This window comes from Chroococcidiopsis sp. TS-821 (assembly GCF_002939305.1).
In the GTDB taxonomy this organism is placed as follows: domain Bacteria; phylum Cyanobacteriota; class Cyanobacteriia; order Cyanobacteriales; family Chroococcidiopsidaceae; genus Chroogloeocystis.
Genome location: NZ_MVDI01000006.1, coordinates 62,895 through 86,354, shown reverse-complemented (window position 1 = coordinate 86,354; position 23,460 = coordinate 62,895). Strand labels below are relative to the sequence as shown.

General features: G+C 42.6%; 27 protein-coding genes. 8 read left to right on the top strand and 19 right to left on the bottom strand.

The window, feature by feature from the left end; genetic code table 11:
* Positions 1-9 precede the first annotated feature (9 nt).
* A complete protein-coding gene (locus B1A85_RS15865; RefSeq protein WP_104547857.1) occupies positions 10-3,270 on the bottom strand; it encodes a type ISP restriction/modification enzyme in 3,261 nt (1,086 codons plus the stop codon).
* 94 nt (positions 3,271-3,364) lie between these two features.
* Positions 3,365-3,637, bottom strand: a complete 273-nt coding sequence (locus B1A85_RS15860; protein ID WP_104547856.1) for a DNA-binding transcriptional regulator — start codon at positions 3,635-3,637, stop codon at positions 3,365-3,367.
* Positions 3,638-3,979: 342 nt separating this feature from the next.
* On the opposite strand from B1A85_RS15860, the gene B1A85_RS26220 reads away from it, so the two are divergent.
* Positions 3,980-4,339: a PDDEXK nuclease domain-containing protein gene (locus B1A85_RS26220; protein WP_104547855.1), complete on the top strand. Its 360-nt coding sequence runs from the start codon at positions 3,980-3,982 to the stop codon at positions 4,337-4,339.
* A 9-nt stretch (positions 4,340-4,348) separates the two neighbouring features.
* Here the strand turns inward: B1A85_RS26220 and B1A85_RS23965 are convergent, their stop codons facing one another.
* The 5 genes from B1A85_RS23965 to B1A85_RS15830 form a co-directional block, all read right to left on the bottom strand.
* On the bottom strand, positions 4,349-4,735 hold the full coding sequence (locus B1A85_RS23965) for an HAD family hydrolase (RefSeq protein WP_210404507.1): 387 nt from the start codon (positions 4,733-4,735) through the stop codon (positions 4,349-4,351).
* Positions 4,736-5,404: 669 nt separating this feature from the next.
* Entirely contained in the window at positions 5,405-5,863 is a 459-nt protein-coding gene (locus B1A85_RS15845) for a DUF29 domain-containing protein (protein WP_104547854.1), read from the bottom strand.
* The gene (locus B1A85_RS15840; protein ID WP_104547853.1) at positions 5,841-7,184 is read right to left on the bottom strand and encodes a ParB N-terminal domain-containing protein; all 1,344 of its coding nucleotides are present in this window, start codon (positions 7,182-7,184) and stop codon (positions 5,841-5,843) included. The genes B1A85_RS15845 and B1A85_RS15840 overlap by 23 nt, the downstream gene beginning before the upstream one ends.
* A complete protein-coding gene (locus B1A85_RS15835; protein WP_104547852.1) occupies positions 7,181-7,675 on the bottom strand; it encodes a hypothetical protein in 495 nt (164 codons plus the stop codon). The genes B1A85_RS15840 and B1A85_RS15835 overlap by 4 nt, the downstream gene beginning before the upstream one ends.
* Positions 7,672-8,553 (bottom strand): hypothetical protein, encoded by an 882-nt coding sequence (locus B1A85_RS15830; RefSeq protein ID WP_104547851.1) that lies wholly within the window; start codon positions 8,551-8,553, stop codon positions 7,672-7,674. The genes B1A85_RS15835 and B1A85_RS15830 overlap by 4 nt, the downstream gene beginning before the upstream one ends.
* A gap of 513 nt (positions 8,554-9,066) precedes the next feature.
* On the opposite strand from B1A85_RS15830, the gene B1A85_RS15825 reads away from it, so the two are divergent.
* Both B1A85_RS15825 and B1A85_RS15820 read left to right on the top strand, forming a co-directional pair.
* Positions 9,067-9,438 carry a helix-turn-helix transcriptional regulator gene (locus B1A85_RS15825; protein ID WP_104547850.1) on the top strand — a complete coding sequence of 124 codons (372 nt, stop codon included), beginning with the start codon at positions 9,067-9,069 and terminating at the stop codon, positions 9,436-9,438.
* Positions 9,439-9,662: 224 nt separating this feature from the next.
* Positions 9,663-9,926: a hypothetical protein gene (locus B1A85_RS15820; RefSeq protein ID WP_104547849.1), complete on the top strand. Its 264-nt coding sequence runs from the start codon at positions 9,663-9,665 to the stop codon at positions 9,924-9,926.
* 60 nt (positions 9,927-9,986) lie between these two features.
* On the opposite strand, the gene B1A85_RS15815 is transcribed toward B1A85_RS15820, so the two are convergent.
* From B1A85_RS15815 to B1A85_RS15785, 7 genes are all read right to left on the bottom strand, one after another.
* Entirely contained in the window at positions 9,987-10,838 is an 852-nt protein-coding gene (locus tag B1A85_RS15815; RefSeq protein ID WP_104547848.1) for an ATP-binding protein, read from the bottom strand.
* 67 nt (positions 10,839-10,905) lie between these two features.
* Positions 10,906-11,127, bottom strand: coding sequence for a hypothetical protein (locus B1A85_RS15810; protein ID WP_104547847.1), 222 nt, complete (start codon positions 11,125-11,127; stop codon positions 10,906-10,908).
* Between the two features lie 110 nt (positions 11,128-11,237).
* Positions 11,238-11,765 carry an antirestriction protein ArdA gene (locus B1A85_RS15805; RefSeq protein ID WP_104547846.1) on the bottom strand — a complete coding sequence of 176 codons (528 nt, stop codon included), beginning with the start codon at positions 11,763-11,765 and terminating at the stop codon, positions 11,238-11,240.
* A 97-nt stretch (positions 11,766-11,862) separates the two neighbouring features.
* Positions 11,863-12,312: a hypothetical protein gene (locus B1A85_RS15800; protein WP_104547845.1), complete on the bottom strand. Its 450-nt coding sequence runs from the start codon at positions 12,310-12,312 to the stop codon at positions 11,863-11,865.
* A 55-nt stretch (positions 12,313-12,367) separates the two neighbouring features.
* The gene (locus tag B1A85_RS15795; protein WP_104547844.1) at positions 12,368-12,715 is read right to left on the bottom strand and encodes a hypothetical protein; all 348 of its coding nucleotides are present in this window, start codon (positions 12,713-12,715) and stop codon (positions 12,368-12,370) included.
* Positions 12,716-12,791: 76 nt separating this feature from the next.
* Positions 12,792-13,001 (bottom strand): hypothetical protein, encoded by a 210-nt coding sequence (locus B1A85_RS15790; RefSeq protein WP_104547843.1) that lies wholly within the window; start codon positions 12,999-13,001, stop codon positions 12,792-12,794.
* 48 nt (positions 13,002-13,049) lie between these two features.
* Positions 13,050-13,298, bottom strand: a complete 249-nt coding sequence (locus B1A85_RS15785; protein ID WP_146087188.1) for a Pb-reticulocyte-binding protein — start codon at positions 13,296-13,298, stop codon at positions 13,050-13,052.
* A gap of 206 nt (positions 13,299-13,504) precedes the next feature.
* On the opposite strand from B1A85_RS15785, the gene B1A85_RS15780 reads away from it, so the two are divergent.
* The gene (locus B1A85_RS15780) at positions 13,505-13,759 is read left to right on the top strand and encodes a hypothetical protein (RefSeq protein ID WP_104547841.1); all 255 of its coding nucleotides are present in this window, start codon (positions 13,505-13,507) and stop codon (positions 13,757-13,759) included.
* A gap of 778 nt (positions 13,760-14,537) precedes the next feature.
* Here B1A85_RS15780 and B1A85_RS15775 read toward each other — a convergent pair.
* A complete protein-coding gene (locus B1A85_RS15775; protein WP_104547840.1) occupies positions 14,538-15,041 on the bottom strand; it encodes an Lrp/AsnC family transcriptional regulator in 504 nt (167 codons plus the stop codon).
* Between the two features lie 415 nt (positions 15,042-15,456).
* On the opposite strand from B1A85_RS15775, the gene B1A85_RS15770 reads away from it, so the two are divergent.
* The 3 genes from B1A85_RS15770 to B1A85_RS15760 all read left to right on the top strand — a co-directional run bounded on the left by B1A85_RS15770 (position 15,457) and on the right by B1A85_RS15760 (position 18,721).
* The gene (locus tag B1A85_RS15770; protein ID WP_104547839.1) at positions 15,457-16,476 is read left to right on the top strand and encodes an ABC transporter substrate-binding protein; all 1,020 of its coding nucleotides are present in this window, start codon (positions 15,457-15,459) and stop codon (positions 16,474-16,476) included.
* Positions 16,477-16,658: 182 nt separating this feature from the next.
* The gene (locus B1A85_RS15765) at positions 16,659-17,864 is read left to right on the top strand and encodes an aromatic ring-hydroxylating dioxygenase subunit alpha (protein WP_104547838.1); all 1,206 of its coding nucleotides are present in this window, start codon (positions 16,659-16,661) and stop codon (positions 17,862-17,864) included.
* Positions 17,865-17,872: 8 nt separating this feature from the next.
* Positions 17,873-18,721 (top strand): sugar phosphate isomerase/epimerase, encoded by an 849-nt coding sequence (locus B1A85_RS15760; RefSeq protein ID WP_210404506.1) that lies wholly within the window; start codon positions 17,873-17,875, stop codon positions 18,719-18,721.
* Positions 18,722-18,981: 260 nt separating this feature from the next.
* On the opposite strand, the gene B1A85_RS15755 is transcribed toward B1A85_RS15760, so the two are convergent.
* The 4 genes from B1A85_RS15755 to B1A85_RS15740 all read right to left on the bottom strand — a co-directional run bounded on the left by B1A85_RS15755 (position 18,982) and on the right by B1A85_RS15740 (position 22,607).
* The gene (locus B1A85_RS15755; protein WP_210404505.1) at positions 18,982-21,117 is read right to left on the bottom strand and encodes a molybdopterin-dependent oxidoreductase; all 2,136 of its coding nucleotides are present in this window, start codon (positions 21,115-21,117) and stop codon (positions 18,982-18,984) included.
* A 191-nt stretch (positions 21,118-21,308) separates the two neighbouring features.
* Positions 21,309-21,731: a Tfp pilus assembly protein FimT/FimU gene (locus B1A85_RS15750; protein ID WP_104547836.1), complete on the bottom strand. Its 423-nt coding sequence runs from the start codon at positions 21,729-21,731 to the stop codon at positions 21,309-21,311.
* Positions 21,732-21,789: 58 nt separating this feature from the next.
* Positions 21,790-21,975, bottom strand: coding sequence for a hypothetical protein (locus B1A85_RS15745; RefSeq protein ID WP_104547835.1), 186 nt, complete (start codon positions 21,973-21,975; stop codon positions 21,790-21,792).
* Between the two features lie 29 nt (positions 21,976-22,004).
* Positions 22,005-22,607: a thermonuclease family protein gene (locus B1A85_RS15740; RefSeq protein WP_104547834.1), complete on the bottom strand. Its 603-nt coding sequence runs from the start codon at positions 22,605-22,607 to the stop codon at positions 22,005-22,007.
* Between the two features lie 130 nt (positions 22,608-22,737).
* Here B1A85_RS15740 and B1A85_RS15735 point away from each other — a divergent pair, with 130 nt between their 5' ends.
* A complete protein-coding gene (locus tag B1A85_RS15735; protein ID WP_104547833.1) occupies positions 22,738-23,427 on the top strand; it encodes a hypothetical protein in 690 nt (229 codons plus the stop codon).
* Positions 23,428-23,460: the final 33 nt, after the last annotated feature.

Genomic DNA, 23,460 nt, shown 5'->3' with positions numbered 1-23,460 from the left:
TAGGAAAGTTTAAGGTAATGGGAAGCCTGGGATAACTTCATCAATTTGTTGCATCAGCCGTATGGTTTCTTGGAGTGCGATAACGATGCGTTGGTAGTGGTCGATATCTTCTTGAGTAAGAGTGCGTCCTTTACGGTCTTTGAGCCATTTTTGGCAAACTTGATAACCACCTACATAGAAGTTCCAAACATTTTCGGGAACTCCTATAAAGCGATCTCCTTTTTTATTAATTACTACGTCACCCTGCTGATGCTCAGGATGTCCAGCATCAATAATTCGATGACCGCCGCGTTCTTCAAACTGGGTAATTTTGTTATCTAATTCGGGTGATTTCATCAAGTGTAGGGCTACTAATTCTTCGCCGTAGGCAGCTAATTGGTGAAAGAGGCGATCGCTGCTTGTAAGGGGTACGCGAGGGAAGTCTATTTTGAGGAATTCCGCGTAGCGAGTGCGGTAGGTAGAGGAGTGAAGGATGGCGTAGATGTAGTAGAAGATGGCTTCTGGGGTGGGGGTGTAGTTAAGTTTATCTTTAACAGCATTAAAGAAAACTTGAGTAAAGTTAAAACTACGCTGTTTGTCAAAAATTAATTTTTGTGAGATTCTGTTTTGAGAATAAATGTAAAGAGGAAAAACTACACATCCGTTTGCTGGCTGAATAACATTAGCTTCTATAGGTTTAGATGAAACAATTACATGGCAAAAATTTCCTTGAAAAACTTGTCTACCAATTCCAATACAAAGATTATCTTTACCTGCAACATGACTAATTAGTTCTCTACGAGGACGATCCATTACAGCATCACTAAAATAGCATTCTCGTACATCAAAAGGTCTGTAAAGACACTTGCTGAATGCAGTTTCCCAGTCTGCCATGCTACGTAATTTAATTCTTGCTTTTTTAATGTCCCATGTACCTAAATCAAACTGTTTGAGTAATTGCTCATCACTTATTTTATATTGATACAAATCAGCAATTCTTTTATACAGAGATGTCTTATCAAAATCGATAGCAAAATGATCGCGGTGTGTTTGAAAACCAAGTACATTAACTGGCATTGCTTCTGTAATTTTCCAGCCTTTTTCATACTCGGTTCGCAAATCATTATCTTGAGGAATAAACAAATAAAATTGGGATTGAGGTTGTAAATTAATCCACTGTGTTGTAGTCAAATCGTTTTTTTCAAGCCAATCGTATTTACAATCACGATCGCCCCACAAGTCTGCATGATGTATAATTGCTTTATTCTTGCTACCATTTGGATGCTTAACAAAAATATTAATAGAAACTCCCTGCTGAATATCAAAGACATTTTCATCCTTTGAACCATCAGGACACTTCTCTTTCTTCTTACTATTACCGTGTAAATCTAGTACGTAAATATCATCAAAGGTTTCCATCAAACTTTGACGCATTCCTCGAAATGTAGGATTATCTAAATAACTGTGGTTAGTAACAAACGCTAAGACACCGTAGCCCGTTTTCTCAATCCGCCACTGAGCAAACCGAATAAACTTGACATAATCGTCATTTAGCCACTTCGGGTTTTTTTCGCCTAATGGCTTGCCATCGACTTCAAAATAGCTGCTCGTCTGTTGCTCGGTTAAAGTATCCTTACCTTTGAGTAGATTTTTAATCCAATCACCATTATTAGCAGAATGACCAGAGTAGGGAGGATTACCGAGTATAACCATTACTGGCGCTGCTTCTTTGATTTGATTAGCAGCATCTGCTTCTCCCCAAAACAAGTTAGAAAAATGATTGTTCGCTGGAGGGATATGAAAAGCCTCTTGCAAGGTGTTGGTTAGATAAACCCGCAATCTTTCTGCTGTGTCAAATTTATAGCCCAATTCAGCAAGTTGCAGCCCCAACTTCATATGAGCTACTGCGTAGGGAGCCATCAATAGTTCAAAGCCCAGCAGTCGAGGTAGCAAGTCTTGAGCAACGTAATCTGACCATTGTTCTGGTTTGGATGCAAATGATTTATGAATATGGTTAATGACTTCGTAAAGGAAGGTCCCTGTACCAACGGCAGGGTCTGTGATCAAAACCTTATGCGTCTCAGTTACTCCTTTGCCGTTTGGTGACTTTACCTGCACCTTAGTTGCGTCTGCAAGTCCATCTTTTAGTCCGAAATCTTTTTTGAGAATATGGTCAACAGAGCGAACAATGTAAGACACTACCGGCTGTGGGGTGTAATAAACTCCGCGCCGTTCTCGCATCTGGGGTTTATAAGCACTTAGGAAGTCTTCGTAGAACCGAATAACAATATCTTCCTGGTTAATCTTTTGGTGAAAGTCCCGCAAAATCACCTCCATCTTGGCAACGCGCAAGTAAGAGATGATTTCGACGATCGCTTCAATCAACTCGTCACCCAACTCTACAGGCGATCGCTCGGAAATATCTCGAAACAAGTTACGTAGAAACGGGTTTGTTTCTGGCAGTAAATTCCACGCTGTTTGGCGATTGAACTCTGTAGTTTTGAGGTCGTCTTGATTGCGCTCATAGCTGAATACTCTGGCTGTAAATAACCCATAAGCAACCGTCTGAGCATAAATATCAGCAAAACTATATTCTTTCTCGTCAGTGGAACTTACCTTGAGATTGGGTAGTAACTCTTTTTGGAAACTGGTAAACAGTTGATGCAAGTATCCGTTTTCGGATTCCGCACGATAAACAGTGGGTATGATTTCTTCGATCTGACGCGCGATCGCCGCTAATCGCTGTGCCAGGTCTTTTGCCGTTGCGACTGAATCGTAGAACACCCACTCGACTAGAGGTGTAGAAAATAACGCTTTTCCTGCAACTGGTAGCGAACTCTGTTGTAGACGAGGAAGTCTGCTTTTTAATAACTGTGTTGAATTCCACTCAAAAGTTTGGATTTGCCGCTGACGTAGTTTTCCTTCAGTAGGTAGAACCAAAGCGATTCGACCCGTTTCTTCTTGACTGGGTAGAAGTATGTACATGACAGGTTGGTCTTCTGCCATTCGGCTTACATAATGTCCGTAGATTTCTTGCTGCTGCTCAGGACTTGTTAAGAATGCTTTAATCTCATTATCAGTGTATGAATTTAGTTGAGAATAGAAGCCAACGGCGATTGGTTGTGTTTCTTCTGCTTCTAATTTAGTCTTACCAGGACGCAAATACCAAAATCGAGAACCTTGTGAATCGCGCTGCTTGATTGGATATCCGAGTAACTGTTGCAATGCTTCGACGCGATCTGTTTCTGTGCCAGTTATCACGGCACGCAGATTCTCCTTGGTGAAAGCCATATCCTACCAATCCCTGATTTATTAATAAGTTTTTGTTGATGAAATACTGATAAGTTCTGTGCAATGTCTGCGTGGCACAGGTTATACGTTTGAATTAATGAATTGAATACTTGGTTAGTAATTCCTGGGCGCGATCACGAAGTTTCGCATCTGAGGATGCACTCATTTGTTTGATTATCTCCTCAACCTTTTGCATAGCTAGTGGTGAGGGCTTGCCGCGTCCGTTTTCCCATCGATTAACTGAGGAACAAGTGATACCTAAATGAGCAGCGAATTGTTCTTGTGTCAGTTTAATTTCTTGCCGAAGTTCGCGAATAAATTTGCCTAAAAGTGGTTGGTCAATTACTAATAATTTACTTTTGTTCATTAAAATAAAGTATTAAATGGTGCAGTATTTTTCATGTCATATACTGCATTATCTTCTTGATTAGTTTTGATTGTAATCTGAGGAATCTCGGAATACGTGAAAACATTATTTTCTATCCAACATTAGTATTTTTACTAAGGTCAAACAGTATAAATTAGAATAGTAGTGAGCTTTATATAAAGTTTATATAAAGCTGCAAGTAAACTTACGGAAATATACTTATATGCTAAATCCTTACAAAAGACAACAATAGTTGCATAGAACACCAGTGCGTTTTCAAAATACGCAAATCATTATCTTTATCAGTTCAATCAAGGATTTTCACCACGCAATCTTAAGTATATGAGGACATTCGCCGAGGCGTACCCAGATGAATCGTTTGTGCAACAAGCTGTTGCACTAATTCCTTGGGGTCACAATGCCCGAATTTTGGATCTTGTCAAAGACTCAACCGAATGCTTATGGTACGTGCAGCAAACAATTCAATATGGCTGGAGCCGCAGACGAGTTGCTCCGTCACCGGACGACCAACCCAGTATCGGCATAATTCTGTGTAAAAGTAAAAATCAAATCGTTGCCGAGTATGCTTTGCGCGATACGAATAAGCCGATGGGCATTTCTACTTATCAGCTTCAGGATGCTTTACCTTCTCAACTCAAAGGAAACTTGCCAATGGTAGAGGAACTAGAAGATGAAGTGTAAAGATTCAAGCTACAAATCAAGCTTTTTCAGTTCTGTTTTCCTATTAAATCCATCGCGCCACACATCTGCTTGCACAAATTCTATACCTGCTCTCCTCGCAGCTTCCTCATCTTCAGCGCGATCGCCCACATACAAACAACTTTTCTCGCAACTCAGACCGCAGTGATTTTTCATCGCAACCTTCAGCATCCCTGGCTGCGGCTTTCTGAACGCTCCGACAAATTCCGCTGCCCAACTAGCCAAGTGAACTGGTTTTGCATCGTATCCTCGCCCCACTAACCAGCAATAATTACCATCAAAGTCAGGACACAAGTAAATGCATAGCAACTGTGGAAATAGCTGTAGCGTATACTCTTGCTCTGCGATCGCCTCCTTGATTCGTGATGCCGACTGCAATCCAACCTTCCTGATGGTAATGGGCGATCGCTTCCCTTGCCCTAGCAATAATCTTCTGGTCTTCGGGCTGCTGTATAAACTTTGCTCCAGATCTCGGTTATCGAATTGTACCGTCGCAATCTAACAAAAGAAGTTTTGCTGTTGTACTCATCATTAGAAAAGCACTCCAAAACTGGTAAACCAAGTCATTTAGCTTATTGCCCTACCTGTAAAGAAAAATGCTCGGCTCGGAGCGTAGCGGAGAGTGGAGCCAGACAAAAAACGTTAGCCTAGGCGGAGCCTGGGCGAACACAACTTATCTGCTGTTGTACTATCACAGAAACATTAAAGAGTAATAATAAAGACCTCTAAAACTGTTTTTTTGTCGCGTTCTTAGTTTTAGAGGCTCGGTTGTAGAGTTAAGAAGCAACGACAACTTAATTATATGAATGGTAACGTCAACTATCAATATTTACCTCTAATCACTTCATAGTTACTATAAATTTCTGATTATTTATTCATTCAATTTTTATAAAACCTATGCTTTATTATTTCTTTGTTCGAGAATTGACTAGAACAACTTAGATAACGTATTAATACATTTTTCTCAAGTTGCTCAAAATTTTACTAAAAATAGAGTTTGATCCGGTGCGCAGCATAGGCTTTGCCCAATCACATTTAATTGCTGCTTTACTCTGGTAAGTAATCCACATTTAGAACTTCTTCAGAAGTAAACGGAGATTGTTCTGGGAAAGTCTCAGTAGGTAAACCAGTTTCAATTGCGGCTGAGATGCGCGCATCCTGATAGCATTGCTCAAACACTTCATTGAAATACTGCTTGAGACTAGGACTATCTGCAAAATCATCTCTCAAGCGACGGCGGTGTTCAAATATAGTTAATAACCAGCTATTGCTTCGCTTCTCCGGTTGATATTTATACTTAAGCAAGTGCATGAGGATAACAATCAGATTGCTTCTAACTGCCTTTCTTTCACTCCTGCCCATGTCCTCAATTTCTTCAATTAAATTGGGAATATCCAACTCAGACAGTCTGCCTTCTCGCAGCAAACTGCTGGTTTTTTCTAACCACAGATAATAATCCTGTTCGTAAAGAGTTGAAGTCACGTTATTCATCCGGCGCGATTCCATGACGCTTTTCGATATGGGCAAGGTATTCCAACTCGGTTGGTGTTAGCACTACAGGGCGCTCTAGCAGGTTGAGTATTTCTACCTCAAATGGGTCTAGGTTACACTGCCGCAGATATGAAATGCGATTACATATTTTCTTTAATTGTGGCTCCTTTTCTAAAGGTAAGGAAATGAGTTGCTGATATGTCAAGGTGTACTTCTGCATCATCATCGTATCTACATCGCGCAGCCATACCTCGACAGTGTACGGTGTAACAGCAGCAATACGTCCCCAGCGACCATTAATTTTATTATCATTAGGCACGGACATCTCCACCAACCCACCTTCAGCTAGCTGTAGGTGTTTAGTGATAGCAGGTTTTAGGAGACCAGTTGTAATTAGCTCTTGCTCTTTCGTATCGAGTTCTACACTCGCAGTTTCTAGGTTAGGTAACTCTTGACTGGGCTTACCAATATTCGCGATATTCATTTTGGCTGTGGTGCCGTGCTTAGTTTCATAAGTCCGCATCGAGTTGTCACTACGGAAATCCGTAGTGAGAGAAGCACGGATATTCCGCACAGTCTTTTCATTAACTCTTGCTACTTCAGCGATCTTATAGTTACTCCACTTTCCCCACTCAGGATCTTGCAATAAAGTCATCACCGCCCGTCGCTTGTCCTCCCGACTGCGCGGCAGTGCTGGCTTGTGGTCGGCATTTGCCCCGACAGAATATAAGACAGCTTCGCGGCGCGTTCCTTGATGAATAAAACAGGCGATCGCTTCTATATTTTGATTCTTGTGTGCTGCATAGCGGTGAAATCCATCAGCCAGCCAGTAAGATTCCCCGTCATAGAAGACAACAACTGGTTCTAACTCCTTGCCGTCCTCAATCTGCTCTTCCAGCAACTTAACGTGCTTGAGGTCGATAGCTGCTCTCGGTTGCGTTCCACCGTCGCGGCGAATTTCGTCAAGTGCTAAGTATGAAGTAGAAAATCTACTACTAGGCGATCGCTTGTTGATTTGTTCTTCTAACCAAGCAATTTGTTTATCTTTATCTGCTGCTGCTTGTGCAAACTTTTGCTTTCGGGCTGCGGACTTACTCTTGTCTCGTTGCTGTAAATAATCGTTTTTAGCACTGATACAATTTTGCAAGGATTTTTCCAAAACGCTGACATTACATTCGCGTTCTTGCCCGCAGTAACACCAATCAACAAGAGTACCGTTTGCTCGCCAAATTGGAGTAAACTGATGCTCGTGCCTTGTAGACTCTTGACGCGAGTCAAGATGACTGTCTACTCGTCGAAACTCACCCGTCACTTCCTGACAAAGTTGCGCGTTCATAATGAGCCTTCCTTGACGTACTCGTTGTCTAATACCGTAGCGATCGCTTTAGCTACGGGTACTGCGTTACATACCTCTTCGTGCCGTCGCTGTGCTTCTATTTCTTCAACTGACGTGCGGTCGCGCTTTCTCAAACTCATGTTTTTAGCAGTGTCTTTAATAGAGGCTTGAATTCGCTCAAATCGCTTCTCAGTTGTGCGTCGCCAAGAATCGCGGTTTTTACTGTCAAGCACCATGCAAATTCCTGCACTGAAGCGCTGGTCGTAGTTTGGGTCGTATCTATAAATTTCCCCAGCTTGACAATGCGGATTTTGACACACTACGGATTTGTCGCGCTGGTGGTCGTACCCTGGAATAACTTGCTCGACGAGCCACTGCCGCACTATTCCAGTATCGTGGCAACAAAAGCATCGCCAGCGCGGTTGCCAAAGTTCTCGTTCTGCCTCAGCTTCAGGTCGAATTGGTTCGCGGGGCAATTGAGGTAAGTTCATAAGCACACCCCGTCAAAAGCATTGACTGCAAAAGCCCAATCGTAAAAAGCTCTGCGCTGCTCGCGTTCGCCTTCATCCTCTTGAAGCCACTCAAAACCGCGATTGAATGCTTCCCAAATCCACGTATCAAATCGAGCATCGTTTCGCCAGTTATAGCTCGTGGCAATCGCCCTCTTTTTCGCGCTACGACCCGCAGGGGCATCTAAAAATCGCTGGCGCCAATTTTTAAAATCTTCTTCTTTTGCCAAGAAACGCTCCAAGCTGATTATTTCTTCTCCTTTACGCCGTCGCCATTCGTCTCGCACAAATTTTTCAAAATTCTCTCGTTCCTCTTCTGAGAGAGTCTGTATAAAGTCTGTATAAGTCTGATTAGTCTGAGGAGTGCTGGAATCCTTACTAAAAGCAGCTTTTGGACGTTGATTTTCCAAAATCTTGGACTCGGACTCCAAAATCTTGGACTCGGACTCCAAAATCTTGGACTCGGACTCCAAAATCTTGGACTCGGACTCCAAAATCTTGGACTCGGACTCCAAAATCTTGGACTCAATAACTTGCTGTTGTTGAGAATGGTCAGACTCTTCAGTATCAACAGGATGGCTTTGCAAGTTGTAAACTTTAGTGGTTCCATCCTTGAAGTCGAACAACCCAAGTTTTTGGAACTTGGCTTTAGTGGCAAAGTAAGTTGATTTTTTGATTCCGCATCTAAGCATTAATTCAGCTGGAGAAAATTTAGCTCCGCGATCGCCAAAAGGATCGAGGCTGACCAAATAACACCAAACTCGCCATTCAGCAGCTGTTAAATTGGCATCAAGTAGCTTGTCTCTGACATTAGGTGTAAGCATGAAGAACTGCTGGGTTTTACGAAGCGGCTTAGCCATCGTTCTGCACCTCCTCAAAAGATGCAGCAATTAATGACTTAGAGTAGATGGTTGTAATGTTTTCCCAATGTCTTGTTCTACAGTCGCTTGGCAGCGTGCCAAACTTTCTTGAGAACTTCGGCTCAATCTGTGTCATAATATGTACAAGTTTTAGTATGTACAAGTTTTAGTTTGAAACGCCCCAAACAAGTTTCAGTTGATTGGGGTTAATTTTTTGTCTGGAAAAAAGAGCTACTGTAGCGAGATAGCGTTCGTTCTCTATACCCTATCCGACAAACGTGAGTTATCATTGCTTCAACAAGTAGAAGCACTTAACTCTAAATTTTTAATTGATATGCAACTAACTTTGCTACAGTAGATATTAAGTATAGAAATCTCCTTCTGCTGCTCTGATCTTTCATGTAAATTTCCTCATGTAGTTGGTGAAGTATGTGTAGATTGGTGGAATAGCTAACTTAATTTACTCATAGTAAACTGATTAGCCTACAGTAAATAAAGTTGTAAATAAACTTAATGTTAATTCACGAAGCCTTTGACAAGACATTGAGGAAGTACACCATCAGCGCGAAAGCTCTGTCGCAGCTTGCTGGAGTTAGCGAAGCTCACATATCGCGATTTAGAAATGGTAAAGGCGTAGCAATGGCGCATAACACCTTGGAAGAGATCCTTAGCGCTATGGAGCAATTAGAACCAGGCTCAAAATCTTTTTTTTATCTTTTGCTAGCAGGCAAAGAATCTGTGCAGAGCGACATTGATTTGTTCGTGCAATCAATGGACGACGCGCAACTAAGCAGCTTACTAGCAGCGATCGCTAGACGGGTTTCTCCTAAAACTAACTCGTTAAACGAGCAGTCTCGCCATTCAACAGAGCGGATTGCTGTTTAGAAAACTTTAGTGCAAGTCCTAAACAGAAGAGTATTAGGGCTTTTTACATAATACAAAGAAGCATACTTAATCTGAATTCATGCGAGAAAATACGGAAGTTATTCAGAACAGGAGTCTTCTGCGTAGGGCAAACTCGTAAATATACGGTTAATAGATGTTTAAGAGAGTATTATGATTATCGAATTCATTCTCTCAGTAAAGTAAATCGTAGCTTCAATATAAAAATGAATGCGAGACATACTTTAGAAAAAGTACTGCCTGTAGTCGAAAGCTTGTCCTCTGAAGAGAAGGTTGAATTAGCTCAACGGTTACTTGGCAGTCAATCAGGGTTAAGCGTCGTAGTTGAAAACAACTTTTTACAATGGATGGTTAAACAAATTGACTGGATGAATCGTGACGAACTAAGCGAAATATTAAATGCTGTTTCGTACCGACTTTCTACTAAAGGGCAATCGTTGCAGGATAGGGACTTGCAAGCTAACCTTTAGTGAATTGGTATCTGATGATAAGTGGTAGCTTCTAGAAACTACCACTTGCATCAACAAAACCTAAAAAGGTTCTTTAAGCACTGCTACGCGCTCTACCCACACAGGCGCTTTCTTACCGTTGCTAGCAGGTAAATTATCAAATTCTTGTCGTAGTTCTTCAATCGGCATTTCTGGTAATTGAGCAGCTGCCCAGGCGATCGCATCTGCTTCAGATTTCCACACCAACCACGGTTCGCCCATCCAAGCACGTAGGCAGTATGCCAGATCTTTACCTGGCTTGTTAATGACTCTACCAACTAAATCAGGACATCGAGACTTAGTAACAATTAAGTTATTATCTTTGTCCATATCGCCCACGACATCAAATTCGTATTCAAGCCCGTCGCGTTGAATTGGTGCGAGTCCAACTTTAGCAGGTCTAGTCTTCTTCCTACCTTTATCTTCGTACTCCTCCATAACATACTCAGTCTTACTCCGCATCGTGACAATCAAATGACTCTGGCACAGTAGCATTGCTTCTACTAATTGATTGTGTAGTGGAGTAACATCGCGCCATGCTGCAAAAGTGTTACTAGAGGGCGATCGCTTAGCAATGCGGTCTACTTGTTCTAATGCACCATCTTTACCAATCCATGCATGACTGAGGCTATCAACGATCAGCACGTCATAGTTACCACTCGCCGCGTTGATTGCATCGATATAGTTTTGAGGATGAAAGCTAGATAGTTCGCAAGTATCGAATTGAAATAAGTCTGCATACTTACTAGCGCTGCCGTGTTCGGTATCAATTACTGCAATACTCTTACCTAAATGGGAAGCAATTGATAAAGCAGAGTAAGTTTTTCCACCACCACTAATCCCAACGAGGGCTAAGCGAAGTTTGATTTGTGATTTGGTTGCGCGTTTAAACATTGACGTATTCCTAATGCAGAATTGGTTGTAGTTGGGGAAGCAGTTTTATACTTCCCCATTGTTAGTTCTAGAAGTGTTCAAAACTCATAGGCTCTGGCTTCAAGCCAATTTCTAGCTGATACTCCATATCCCAGTACCCGCTCATATACCAATAGTTATCTGGGTGAAGTGGTGGTAAAGTGTGCAAGCAATCGAGTTCGCCCATTTCAAACCAATAACGAATCAGCCGTTCTCGTTCCTGTTCTAACTCGGCAATCTCGCGTTCGATTTCTTGAGCAATGTTGTACATTAAAGTTACCTCTTGATGTAAGGGGAGGCTGCCGCTGTCTCTTGGCGGGGATGGGCGGCAACCTTGGATTTGAGCAGTTTAACAACATACTCAGGTCGGAGTTTCAATTATTAATAGCGATTGAACACGTACACCTCTTTGTAACCAGTTTCAACCGAAAAGTAAGAATCGATGAATAAGTCACGGGCTACAGCTTCCCAGTCAATGTAAATATCAAGAATGCCCCAAGTTTCTAACAGCTTTAACTTGCCCAACTCGTACCAAATGCTGTAAGCAAAGTCTTCCTCACTTTCGTACTTTCCTTCGTAGCATTCTTGAAAGCCCGCTAAACTGGCGTCGCTACCGTAATAGTTGTAGTAAGCTGCAAATGCTCTACCATGTACCTGTAATAATTCAGCTAACTCTGCAACGCGCTCAATCGATTCGTATTCCCCAATCGAAATACCTTGCCAGTTTTCATAACTGTGAATTGCCCAATCCTCTGCGCCTAGGACTGGCGATGTTCTTAAAACCTCATCAATTCCTTTCCAAATATTTTCTATACCTTGATTGCAGTCGAGCCACGCTCCGTGTAGTACACCCTTGCTGTATGCTTCCAGGCAAGCTATATAGATACGCGGTGTTTTATCTTCACACATTGATTTTTACCTCTTGATGTATGGAAGTTGCTGCCGTCTCTTGGCGGGGATGAGCAGCTAAAGTGAAGGTCTAACCGCCTACCTACAGGGACGAAAGTTATTGATTTTTTGACGATAAGTATGCTGCTACTGTGTGATGACAAAATATCTTTCGATTCAATGCCTCGAATAGTTGAGGTAGCTCGGTTCTCAAACGATTATCTCGGCATTGATAGAGCATACATTCACAGCGAAAATGGTTGTTTTGTCGCACCACTGCATACTTTGATTTCTGCACTCCTTGTACTAAAAATAAGTTGGGCAATCGCTTTTCTACTCGTAACCCTGACGCCTTAAGTAAGGTTGTTTCGCGAATGAAACAGGCTAAATCTTGATAGCTAATAATTCCTGCCTCTCTTACCCAAATGCCAACAGCCCAAAGCTCAACTTTTAATTGATGCTTGTTGTATTTCTGCTCCCACTTTGACCTATTCAAGTAATGAAGCAACTCAGCGATCGCATATTTAGAAAAGTGTTGTGATGCAAGTTCTAAGGAGATTTCAATCATAATGTTGTTGTTGCCACTAACTCGGTTAAAAGCAGTGGCACAGAAGTAAAACTGTTTAAGCTAGTTCAACCTCTAAACGAGCGATCGCCTCGCGCTTTTCTAACTTAAGAATTGCAAATTGATTTCGTAGCAATTCAAGCTCAATTGCTAGTATTTCGCGCTTTTCCTTTGTTTCTCTTAGTAACCGTGATGCAGCGTAAGAATTGCCGTCGGTTTGTTGCAACTCAATTCGCCGCGCTTTTCGCTGAGCTTCGTTTTTGAGCGATGTATCAAAAGCGATCGCCTTATCAATCTCTGCTTCAAAAATCTTTACGCCCTCTGTCAATCCGATTAGGTGCTGGTCTGTGTCGAGGATTTGCCTTTGAATGCGCGCGATCGCATTTGGATAATCTGTAAATAGCATTGTTACGACCCTGTGTATTTTTAGTGATTTGAAAAAACTTGACGAGCCTTTTAACGTCTTGCTCAGGACGCTTGGCTTAGATGCTGTTTAACCGTGCCTGATAATCTTGAACTGCATTGCTTTTGTTTACGAAGTAATGCCCGTATTCGGTGCGAGTTTCATCAGGTGACATTGATACATATGTTGCCCACTCGCGGCATCCTTGCCCTAGCAGCGATTCTTCACACAACCAAACCCAGCGATTGCCTACTTGCTGTTTTTGAATAACTTTCATTCCTGGCTTCATATCTCATTCTCCAAAGTTTGTACTGGGGGCAACTGCCCCCGTTTGCTTCTAGAACCAAGCTGAATCGTAGTAATCAGCCTCTAGATCTTTGCGATCGCAGTGCAATTCAAACTCTTGTTCTAGTTGCTCAATGTCTATGTCGAGTTTCAAATCCTTAACAGCTTTAAGAATGATTTCGATATCTTCCTTACTGCTACCGTATTGATAATGAATTTGTAAGAAAGCCTCAGCCTTACGAGTAAACTCCTCAATAGCTAAAGCGAGAGTAGATTCGGCAGATGGTGCAATTATTGACATAATGGAATTACCTTTTTTATTGAACGCAGCCCAGTAACACACTGGGTTTTTTGTTTTCGTCTCGCTGCCCCACTGGTTCCGAGACTCTCAGCTGCCCAAGCCCTGCTGCACGCTGGTTTATTTGTTACTATTATTATGCCATGAAAACACTGCATTATCCCTAGTTTTCAAGGCATAATGACAAATCTTTACATTAATTAAACGCTGTGGCAGGAGTAAAAGGAAAGACTGGAAGTCCTGGGAAACCGAACCCTAAAAAGAAAAATGCGACTAGCTTTGTAGTTGCTCCAGGTGAAGAACCCAAAGGACGAATGATGGGCTTTCGCCCCCCGCGATCGCTAGAAAGTCGCATTGATCGCGCTGTGGCAGCATCGGGCTTGAAGTTATCTGAGTGGTTGCAAAAAGCAGCGATCGCGTACCTTGAAAACAGCGAAAACCAAGCAAAAGATGAAGAAAAATAACCTATAAATGCTTGACATTGCCGTGAAAACAAGGCATAATAAGAATGTGGAAAGAAACAACAAGTCATGTAAATCAGAGGCACAAAACAGAAGGCGGCGCGGAAGCCTGAAGAGGAAACGACAGATGCTGAAAGGAACGCAAACCACCAGCTGCGCGAGGAAACTAACCGCGCTAGGAACAAATCGCCAGCTGCGCCGAGAGGCATATTAAACTACCATTTCCCCCGTGTGGGGGTGAGGGGGGTTGCCAGCCTTCCGCCCACGTGACCTACCAATTGCGAGACTATCCGGCGAACGCTGCCCGTTGTGCGCCTGACCTTTACCTCTCCTTCTCACTCTTCATCTTTTTCCTCCTCACGACAGTGGAGCGACACCCAATTTCGTCTAAGCAGCACAGCCCTGGAGCGGAGCGCAGATCTACTTAGCAAGCCTAAAAAATGCGAGACCAAAAACAGGCAACCTTAAAAGAGTGAGCGACTGACCGATCTGCTTGGAGCGTAGTGAGTAGTTAGCGGGAGCGAACAAACCAACAAACGCCTAACCGCCCAGATCCTCACGTTTTTTATTTACTTCAGGCTTGCCCCTCAACGACGCTGTGCTACCATACCTTGTTTGTGGAGCGGAACGGCAACTAGAAGCCGCGCATCGAACTTCCATTACACGCCACCCAATTTTGTATGAATCTTGCAGTTACCGCGCTAATCGCGATCGCAAACTCATTGAGCTTAGCAAGTCTGCGCATACTACAATTGATGATTTGCTTAGTATAGATGACAACTCAGGTTATGATAGATTTTGCTTGAAACGAATATTGAGTTTTAAGTAGTTTAAGGACGATCGCTGTTTCACAACTGCTGACTCCAGATTTTGCTTTTAGGGCTGATATAAAATCGAATAATCCTTCATTTGTATCGTAGGTAACTTCCACAAATAGGTCGTAACTACCTGCCACAAAGGCAACATAGCTTACAGAGTCTTGATTAACCAATTCAGATGCGATCGCCTGCGCTTGCTCAAAATCTACCAACTTTAGCTCAATCAGTGCTATGTTGCGAAAGCCTAACTTATCTGGGTTTAAATATGCTTGAATCGTGATTGCACCGGAGTTTGTCAATCGTTGAACGCGATTGCGGATCGTTGCTTCTGCTACACCGACTTTCTTGGCAATTTCTGTAAATGGCATTCGCCCGTCCTTATGCAGCAGCTGCACAATTTGAATATCTAGTTCATCTAGGTTTAACGGAGTACTTTCAATTTTTTGGTAGTGAGCTTCGTCAGACATAATACGAATTTCGCAACAAATCCTTCGTTAAGCTTAGCTTTTAGTTGAGGTAACGCTAATATTAGCGTTCTCTAGGTATCACTCTATACAGAAGCTAAGAACTGCTATTTGCTTATCCTCTCTCATACACTCGTAATCCTCAATTTACGATATTCGCATATCTGAGTAGAATATTTACTTTAAAAGTATAGATTTACTAAAATCAGTAAACAATTTCGCAGAAAAATATTCTAAAACTGCGTTTTTTGTTATTTAAAACACAGTTTTGTACGAGTAACGCTTTTAAGGTGTGAAATAGCTTCTTACTTTTCGCTCAGTACTTCCTGCTTGTAGTAATCAAAGAAGTGAAGTTATTGAGACACGAACTACTTGTAGGTGTTTAGTTAGTTCAAACTACCAGAGAGCAACCAAACTCATGCAGCGTCGTAAATTCCTTAAATACAGTGCAATTGCTGGAACCACAAGTGCGATCGCTTCTTGTAGAAACATATCTGGAACATCATCAGGAGTATCCAATTCTCTTCAATCAATTAAGATTGCTATTTTGACTTGGATTGGTTACGGACCTTTTTTTATAGCCAAAGAGCAGAACTTGTTTGCAAAACACGGACTAGAGGCAGAAATTCTGAAGATTGAGGATGCGGCTCCTCGTCGGAGTGCACTAGTAAATCAACAAGTACAATTTTCTATTACAACACTCGATTGGTTTGCGATCGAAGCCTCTCAAGGGCTACCTGCTACCTGTATCCTAAAGCTCAATGATTCTTATGGGGCAGATGGTATTGTTGCTAGCAAAGACATCACCAGCATTGCAGATTTACAAAATCAGTCTATTGCAGTTGAACAAGGCTCGCCTTCTCATTTCTTTTTACTTTCCTTATTAAAACAAGAAAATGTATCTCCTGAAGACGTGCAGACATTGTTCGTGCCAACAGCTGGTGATGCAGCAGCAGCATTTACTGCGGGACGTACTAAAGCTGCGGTGACGTGGGAACCTTACTTGACTACTACAACAAAGCAGTTGCCCAACGCACATATATTAGTGACAAGCCGCGAACAACCAGGACTTTTGTTAGATTTATTACTCGTTCACAGCGATTACGCAAATACTAATCCAGATGCAGTAAGCGGTGTAATCAAAGCTTGGTTTGATGCAGTTGAATTCTGGAGAACGAACCCTGCTCAAGCTAACAGCATAATGGCAAAAGGATTAGGAGTTTCGCAACAAGAAATCAGTGAAATGGTACAAGGATGTAAATACGCTGATTATGCAGAAAATGCTAATTATTTTGGATTACAAGGAAGCACTCCAAATCTATTTTCCAAAGGTTTTTCTCAAGCGCAAGAAGTTTGGGCAGAAGCGAACTTAGTGACAAAAGCGATTCCTGCAAATTCAGTGACGGATATTTCCTTTCTAAAGGCAATCACAGTGTAATACCAACTTACTACAGACAAAATACAAATAGCTTTTCTTGAAGCTACTCTGCTCTTCATTTGTAGCAACTTTAAAGCACTATATTCATTAGTTTGTTTTGCTAAACTTCGATACTTGCTTACATACAAAGAACCCTATTTTTCTTAATCATCAGTTTTGCTAGAAAAAAGAAATAGATTGTCATGTCAACAACTACGAAGTTTTCAGATGAAACGCAATTACTCCAACTTCAGCAGAAGATTGTGAATATTGCAGCGAGACCGCTAGAACAAGCGATCGCTCTTCCTGCTCAAGCTTACACGTCATCAGCTTTTTACCAATGGGAAGTTCAGCACATCTTTAAGAAGCAATGGCTGTGTGTAGGACACGTTTCACAAGTTTCTCAACCTGGAGACTACATTAATATCAATTTGTTCGATGAACCAATTTCAATTGTACGTGGCAAAGACGATCGCATTCGCGTGCTATCAAGAGTGTGCCCTCATCGCGGTATGGATATCATGCCTGAGGAATTTGGGCATCGAGTGCAAGGTAATCGCCGCAGTTTCTTATGTCCATATCATCACTGGAGTTACGGCTTAGATGGGCATTTAATTGGTGCTCCACAAATGCATCACTCTCAAGAGTTTGAGCAAGGTAAGTTTTGTTTACCTGCGTTTCGTTCTGAGATTTGGCAAGGGTTTATTTTTGTCACGTTTGATTCAAATATTGAACCTGTCAATACACATTATGCACAACTGCTACCTTTTGTGGAACGGTGGAATATGGCAGAAATGGAGATAGTTGCAAATGTGAGATGGGATTGTCAGTTCAACTGGAAGGTGTTGGTTGAAAATTTTATGGAACCCTATCATCATTTGGGTACTCATCACAAAACCTTTGAACCAATGATGCCTGCCGCTAGTACTTGGTCAGAACCAGAGTTAGCAAATAGTATTGTATGTCATTTACCCTTGGCAAAATCAATTGTAGAGCAGGTGAAAGCAGGTCAATCAACCAGCGTATTTCAACCTCCTAGCAGCCTGCATCCTCGCGACTACTATGAATATGCAGTCTATCTTGGCACTCCAAACTTCTTACTATTTATTGGTCCCGATCGCGTTTACTGGTATTTACTATTACCCACTAGTGAAAGTGAAATGATTTTACACACTACATTGTTAGTCACATCTAAAAGTAAAGAACTGCCAGGATTTGATCGACTGTTGGAACAAGAAATTGAAGCACTAAGAAAATTCCACCTAGAAGATGTAGAGGTTTGTACTGCGGTGCAACGAGGATTACGATCCTCAGTTTATTCCCCTGGTCCGCTAGGGCATCTGGAAATGCCTATTTGGCTATTCCAACGGTATTTAGCGCGGCAAATTGAGGCAGCAAGCAAACAATGAAACTTCTGATGCTTCGCTCTTTCTGGTCGGGTTCATCTAATCTAGATGAGTGGATTCAACAAACTCTTAGGGATGGGTTTGATGGCTTAGAGGGTCCAATTCCCAAAACGTCTGAGCAACGTTGCAAACTGCGGGAAAAACTTAACGAACATCGTTTAGTCTACGTTGCTGAAGCGACAACAGGAGTGGATGGTGATGCTACCAAGGATTGGTGGATTCCACGCCGCGAGTTCACTATTCAAAATCATCTTGATGATTTGCGCTGGTCGGTTGAACACGCCGTGCAGCTAGGAGCAATGTTTGTCTCAACAATGTGCGGCTATGATGGCTGGTCGTGGCAGCAGAATGTCGAGTTTTTTGGGAAAGCGCTAGCACTTGAGAAAGAAGCTGGTATTGCGATTTCGTTTGAGACGCATCGGAGTCGATCGCTGTTCAATCCCTGGATTACTAGAGATTTGCTACTTGAGTTTCCCTCGATGAAACTTACCTGTGACTTTAGCCACTGGTGTGTTGTTTGCGAACGACTAATTGATACAGAGTGGGACGTTCTTGAACTGTGTGCTCAACGGGCACTTCATATTCATTGTCGGGTTGGCTATGCTCAACATGCTCAAGTCTCAGACCCTCGCGCCCCAGAATATACTCAAGCGCTTGAAGCTCACGAAAAATGGTGGGATCTAATTTGGAGAAATCAGGCGCAGCAGTGCATGAGTGAGACAACCATGACACCTGAGTTTCTTCATGACGGCTATATGCAAACCCTACCATTTTCTCAAGTACCTGTTGCTAATTTGGGGGAGATTGTCTGTTGGATGACTCAACGACAGCGACAGCGTTTTGCAAAACAATATGGCTAATTGTTGCAAATTGTTTGTTTCAGCTTGCTTAACTAGATTGCTGAGAATTAGAAGCCTATTCTGACTTTTGAAATTTAGGAAAAGGCTATAACACCGCGAAGCGATCGCAAAAGCTACTTCAAACCAAAATAACTCCTTGGCTTCCTTGTCTAAGATTAAAAATTATTGCAAACAGTCATTTGTATATTACACGCACAATTCCTTACAAGGACTGAACGAAATAAAAGTAAACTTGGAGGAGAGAAGCTACGAAAAGAAAACTAACTAATCGCTGCAACTTCTATCAAGGTATCTCCCACCGTTGCTGCATGTCCCATGTCTGTAAAGGTTGATGATGTTGCTGCGTTGAGCGTATTGTTATTTTGGTTGAATGCGCGCCAGTGCCCCAATGGAGCTACAACAATACCAGGCTGCGTTATGTCTTTAACTAGCGCAACTGTTTGAAATGCACCACGATCGTTGAAAATTTTAACCTTTTGCCCAGATTCGATTCCGCGTTTTGCAGCATCGCTCGGATGAATCACTACATTAAATTCGCCTTCCAGCTTCCGATGTTTCGGAAGATTAGCAAAACAGGAATTGAGAAACTGGTGTGGTTTAATAGACAGCAACTTAAGCGGATAGCGTCGTGCTAGTTCTGGGTTACTTTGTACCGTTTCTCTAGGTGGAATATAAGTAGGTAGCAAAGGCAAAGTTTGCCCAGGCTCATATTCCTCGAATCCCTGCCGGAATGCTGACACTACAAAGTTAGTGCTGACTGGTTCGGATGCCACAAACTCGCACTTACCTGATGGCGTTGGGAAATTCCCCTCAGCGTGAGGTACCAAATCAATTTTCAGCTTGGCGTAACCTTTTTGCTTCAATAATTCCATATCAATGCCCTGCATTACAGGAGCCGACCAATCGAGAATTTGCATTGCTAACGCTTCATCACTAAGTTTGAAGCACTCATCTTCAAAGCCCATCTTTACAGCAAGACGGCGAAATAACTCAGTGTTAGCTACTGCCTCACCTAGTGGAGCGATCGCTGGATTGTTGAGAGTAACGTAGGTATGCCCCCAGGAAAACATCAAGTCAAGATGTTCAACCTGTGTTGCTGCTGGCAGCAGAATATCAGCGTAGCGAGCCGTGTCGGTCATAAACTGTTCGCTAACAATCGTAAATAGATCGTCTCGCATCAATCCTGCTAGTGTTTTACTTTGCTCTGCCGATTGACTAACCGGATTGCTGTTATAGACAAATAGCGCTTTGATCGGCGGTTCTAGCAGCAATTCTCCTGTTAATACCGCTCCAAGTTGCCACAGGTTTACCACTCGCGTGCCTGGACGAATGAACTCTGGATGGTGAGCAGCTTCCCACCGAATTGGGAAGGGCCAGAGTGGTGCTTGTAGAATCCCACCACCCAAATATCTCCACGCTCCAATCAAGGCAGGCAAGCAGCAGATAGCTCTAATTCCCTGCCCGCCCCCAGCTTGCTTCTCCAACGCTACGCCCAGCCGAATAACAGCGGGTGGAGTGGTAGCATACTCGCGGGTCAGAGTTACGATATCTTGCACCGGAATGCCTGTCACTTCCGATGCCCATTTTGGTGAATACTGCTGAACGTGCTGCTTTAGTTCTGCGTAGCCAGTCGTATAACGTTCAATGTAGTCAGCATCTACCCAATCATTATTAACTATCAGATGCATCATGGCGAGCGCTAAAGCTCCATCGGTTCCTGGACGAATCGGAATATGCCAATCTGCCTTTTGTGCCGTGCGATTGCGAACTGGATCGATAACAACCAGCTTTGCCCCGCGCTTGCGAGCCTCTTGAATGAATGACCATAGATGTACGTTGGTCGTAAGTACGTTACAACCCCAAACAATGATGTATCTGGAGTGGACAAATGTATCTGGATCAGTGCCATGCGTTGGACCGCAAGTCATCAAGTAGGCAGCACTGGAGCAAGAAGCACAAAAAGTGCGTTCGCTCACTGTTGCTCCAAGTCGATTGAAAAACGGATCGCCTACTGTTAGCCCGTTTAGTAAGCCTTCATGTCCTAAATAGCTACAAGGCAGAACTGCTTCTGAACCATAATCTTGAATGATTTGCTTGAACCGATCGCAAATTTCATCTAACGCAGTATCCCAGCTTATTCTCTCAAACTGCCCGCTGCCTTTCGCTCCAACTCGTCGCATGGGATAAAGCAGGCGATCAGGACTGTAAACTCGGTCGAGATAATCGCTCACCTTACCGCACAGCGTTCCTTTCGTGAACGGATGATCTGGATTGCCCGCAACTCTAGCCGCTCGACCATTTTCTACAGTTACTATCATTGAGCAGGTATCTGGACAATCATGAGGACAAGCTCCGTACACAATTGCAGACTGAGGCATTGCTGTCGATGTTGCCATATCTTCAGTTGCATCATCACATCACATTATGGCAATTGAAGTACAAAATACTATTTTAAACTGTTAAACCTGATACTCGAACATCATTAATACTAATTAGTTGACAAACTATCTTGTAGTTTCCTGACTTTACAGCAACAAGAGACTTAGTAAGTCCAACTCATCTCATTCATCGATATGAAAAGTAGTAATTACTGTGCTATTTCTAGTTGATTGCATTCTTGTGTATTTCTACCGGTAGTTGTTGCACCTAAGAGTGTTTTAACCACTATACAGCGTGAACTACTTCCACCATTTTCTACAGTTAGATTAATATGGTAAGGCACAGCCCCTGCTTTTACAGCACCTCGATGATCGAAAGAGAGTGTGGGTGTAGGATAAGTAACACTAACAGATGAATCAATTTCTGTAGCAGGTTGCAATGTTTGCGTTGCTTTAGTTTTCTTAGCTTCAGCTTGCGTAGCTTTTACAGCACGATACATCTGGTCAGCCGCTACGCTTAATCGCCGCTGTTGTACAAACGAGAGCCAACCAGGAACAGCGATCGCTGCCAAAATCCCCGCAACAGCAATTGCTACAAGTAACTCAATTAAAGTAAAACCAGAGTTTTTCATCTGTAAGGTTCTGAACGCTTATCAGTCTTAGTATTCCCACACTGAGGAGTGAAATAATTTACTCATCTTCTGCTAAATAAAACTTCCAATTTAAAGTCTTTGTACTCATCCATCCTGCAATTCGACACGGCTGATTCATCTCCGCAGCAATTGCTTTGATATTACTCTCAATGCGTCGAAGTATTTCAGTCTGTTCTGTCGGTAAAAGACTATCAAAAACTGGCAATTCTACTATAATTTTCATACTACATTTCTAAACTAAAACATCTATACCTATCGCTTTCTCTTTCTGTAATCCCAAGGTTTTTCATGATTGCCACTCCATACGCCAATGCGTTTAGAAACAGCGATCGCTTCAGCCTCCTTCATCGACTCAGCATTAAAACAACCTGATATGTATCTTTGATAAACATAAGCCAAACCGCTCTTCAGCAATTCTTCCTGCAAAGACTGTTCTTGACCATCTTTCAAGACTACGAATACTTCCGCCACCGTTCGACCGTAACGATCCTTCTCAATTGGCATCAGGATAATATTGTTACCCGCAGCAGCAACGAGCGATCGCGCAAAGTCGCGGCTTTCATAACCTAATGGTTGATCAAGTTCAGGTGCATCAATCCCGCACAATCGAACTTTCTGCTTCCCCCAATTTCCCTGAACTGTAAGAGTATCGCCATCATGAACGCTAGTAACTTGATACTCTTCAGATTGAGGAAGTTCTCGCCTTCGAGGAGCGTGAACTACTTTATTACCGCGTCCTTCATCTTCTAACTCTGCGCTAGGAGCAACAAACTTCGGATAATTAGCAAAACCAACAGCAAGAGCAATCGCTACAAATGGCAAACCATTAACTGAATACCTTATTAAACTCTTCATATTTAAATCCGTATCTTCCGTAGTGTTGCCACAGCAATTGCAAAGCTAATTTGGTGGAGGCTGCTGAGGGGATTGAGTGCAGTAGCAGCCTCGCTAGGTAGATTATTCCCTTCTCGTAAGAAATTGAATCATGAACAACAAAAAAACTGCTGCCGCAATTGCGTCCCTCATCGCTGTTGCCACAACTGCAACACCTGCTTTGGCTAACGTTACAGCTACCAAAGGTAATGACGGTAGCGTTACGGTTACAGGATTGAACAGCTACGGAACTTATTTACTTGAGTATTCTGGTACTCCTCGAGTTCGGCGCGTTGCAGCTAATGCTTGTGGTGTAGTAGCTTTGCGTAGCTCCTCCTCGTTTCCAATTAATACTGATTCTTCGTTTACAAAAGATGGAGCCGCCTACGAGATGTCAAGTCTTCCTGTCGGTTCAACTCCTCGGTGCGTTGATGGTAATTTAGCCTTCTCCTCCGCTGCTCCCTCTGCTTCGGTATTCAAAGATTCCAATAATGTAATTTACTTTACTGGGTTAGCTCCTTACTCTAGACAAGAAATTACATTCAACAACGTGCCCTCAACGCGGCGTGCTAAGGCAAATGCTTGCGGCATGATTTCTGTTAAAAGCAGTCCGAGCTATCCGCTTGCTAGTACTCCAATTTCTGTAATGCCTATTAGTGCCTCTGGCTCTACAGGCTCGGAGATAACTAGATTTACTCCGAGTACTATGACTTCTGAAGAATTGCCATTCTGTCGTCAAGGTAAAGCCTACTTCCCAGAAGGTTGGAGCGGCGGTAGTAGTAACTACACCTTGGCTAGCTAGTTAAGCCCAAACATACTAGTTCTCGTGCCCCTT

Coding starts and splice junctions, on each gene's coding strand:
- B1A85_RS15755 (WP_210404505.1), bottom strand. CDS start 21,117: ATGGCAACATCGACAGCAATGCCTCAGTCTGCAATTGTGTACGGAGCT.
- B1A85_RS15840 (WP_104547853.1), bottom strand. CDS start 7,184: ATGAACGCGCAACTTTGTCAGGAAGTGACGGGTGAGTTTCGACGAGTA.
- B1A85_RS15795 (WP_104547844.1), bottom strand. CDS start 12,715: ATGCTATTTACAGATTATCCAAATGCGATCGCGCGCATTCAAAGGCAA.
- B1A85_RS15785 (WP_146087188.1), bottom strand. CDS start 13,298: ATGTCAATAATTGCACCATCTGCCGAATCTACTCTCGCTTTAGCTATT.
- B1A85_RS15760 (WP_210404506.1), top strand. CDS start 17,873: ATGCTTCGCTCTTTCTGGTCGGGTTCATCTAATCTAGATGAGTGGATT.
- B1A85_RS15820 (WP_104547849.1), top strand. CDS start 9,663: ATGAATGCGAGACATACTTTAGAAAAAGTACTGCCTGTAGTCGAAAGC.
- B1A85_RS15835 (WP_104547852.1), bottom strand. CDS start 7,675: ATGAACTTACCTCAATTGCCCCGCGAACCAATTCGACCTGAAGCTGAG.
- B1A85_RS15830 (WP_104547851.1), bottom strand. CDS start 8,553: ATGGCTAAGCCGCTTCGTAAAACCCAGCAGTTCTTCATGCTTACACCT.
- B1A85_RS15770 (WP_104547839.1), top strand. CDS start 15,457: ATGCAGCGTCGTAAATTCCTTAAATACAGTGCAATTGCTGGAACCACA.
- B1A85_RS15750 (WP_104547836.1), bottom strand. CDS start 21,731: ATGAAAAACTCTGGTTTTACTTTAATTGAGTTACTTGTAGCAATTGCT.
- B1A85_RS15825 (WP_104547850.1), top strand. CDS start 9,067: ATGTTAATTCACGAAGCCTTTGACAAGACATTGAGGAAGTACACCATC.
- B1A85_RS15845 (WP_104547854.1), bottom strand. CDS start 5,863: ATGGAATCGCGCCGGATGAATAACGTGACTTCAACTCTTTACGAACAG.
- B1A85_RS15805 (WP_104547846.1), bottom strand. CDS start 11,765: ATGTGTGAAGATAAAACACCGCGTATCTATATAGCTTGCCTGGAAGCA.
- B1A85_RS15810 (WP_104547847.1), bottom strand. CDS start 11,127: ATGTACAACATTGCTCAAGAAATCGAACGCGAGATTGCCGAGTTAGAA.
- B1A85_RS15740 (WP_104547834.1), bottom strand. CDS start 22,607: ATGAAGAGTTTAATAAGGTATTCAGTTAATGGTTTGCCATTTGTAGCG.
- B1A85_RS15860 (WP_104547856.1), bottom strand. CDS start 3,637: ATGAACAAAAGTAAATTATTAGTAATTGACCAACCACTTTTAGGCAAA.
- B1A85_RS15775 (WP_104547840.1), bottom strand. CDS start 15,041: ATGTCTGACGAAGCTCACTACCAAAAAATTGAAAGTACTCCGTTAAAC.
- B1A85_RS15765 (WP_104547838.1), top strand. CDS start 16,659: ATGTCAACAACTACGAAGTTTTCAGATGAAACGCAATTACTCCAACTT.
- B1A85_RS15745 (WP_104547835.1), bottom strand. CDS start 21,975: ATGAAAATTATAGTAGAATTGCCAGTTTTTGATAGTCTTTTACCGACA.
- B1A85_RS15790 (WP_104547843.1), bottom strand. CDS start 13,001: ATGAAGCCAGGAATGAAAGTTATTCAAAAACAGCAAGTAGGCAATCGC.
- B1A85_RS15865 (WP_104547857.1), bottom strand. CDS start 3,270: ATGGCTTTCACCAAGGAGAATCTGCGTGCCGTGATAACTGGCACAGAA.
- B1A85_RS15735 (WP_104547833.1), top strand. CDS start 22,738: ATGAACAACAAAAAAACTGCTGCCGCAATTGCGTCCCTCATCGCTGTT.
- B1A85_RS15815 (WP_104547848.1), bottom strand. CDS start 10,838: ATGTTTAAACGCGCAACCAAATCACAAATCAAACTTCGCTTAGCCCTC.
- B1A85_RS26220 (WP_104547855.1), top strand. CDS start 3,980: ATGAGGACATTCGCCGAGGCGTACCCAGATGAATCGTTTGTGCAACAA.
- B1A85_RS15800 (WP_104547845.1), bottom strand. CDS start 12,312: ATGATTGAAATCTCCTTAGAACTTGCATCACAACACTTTTCTAAATAT.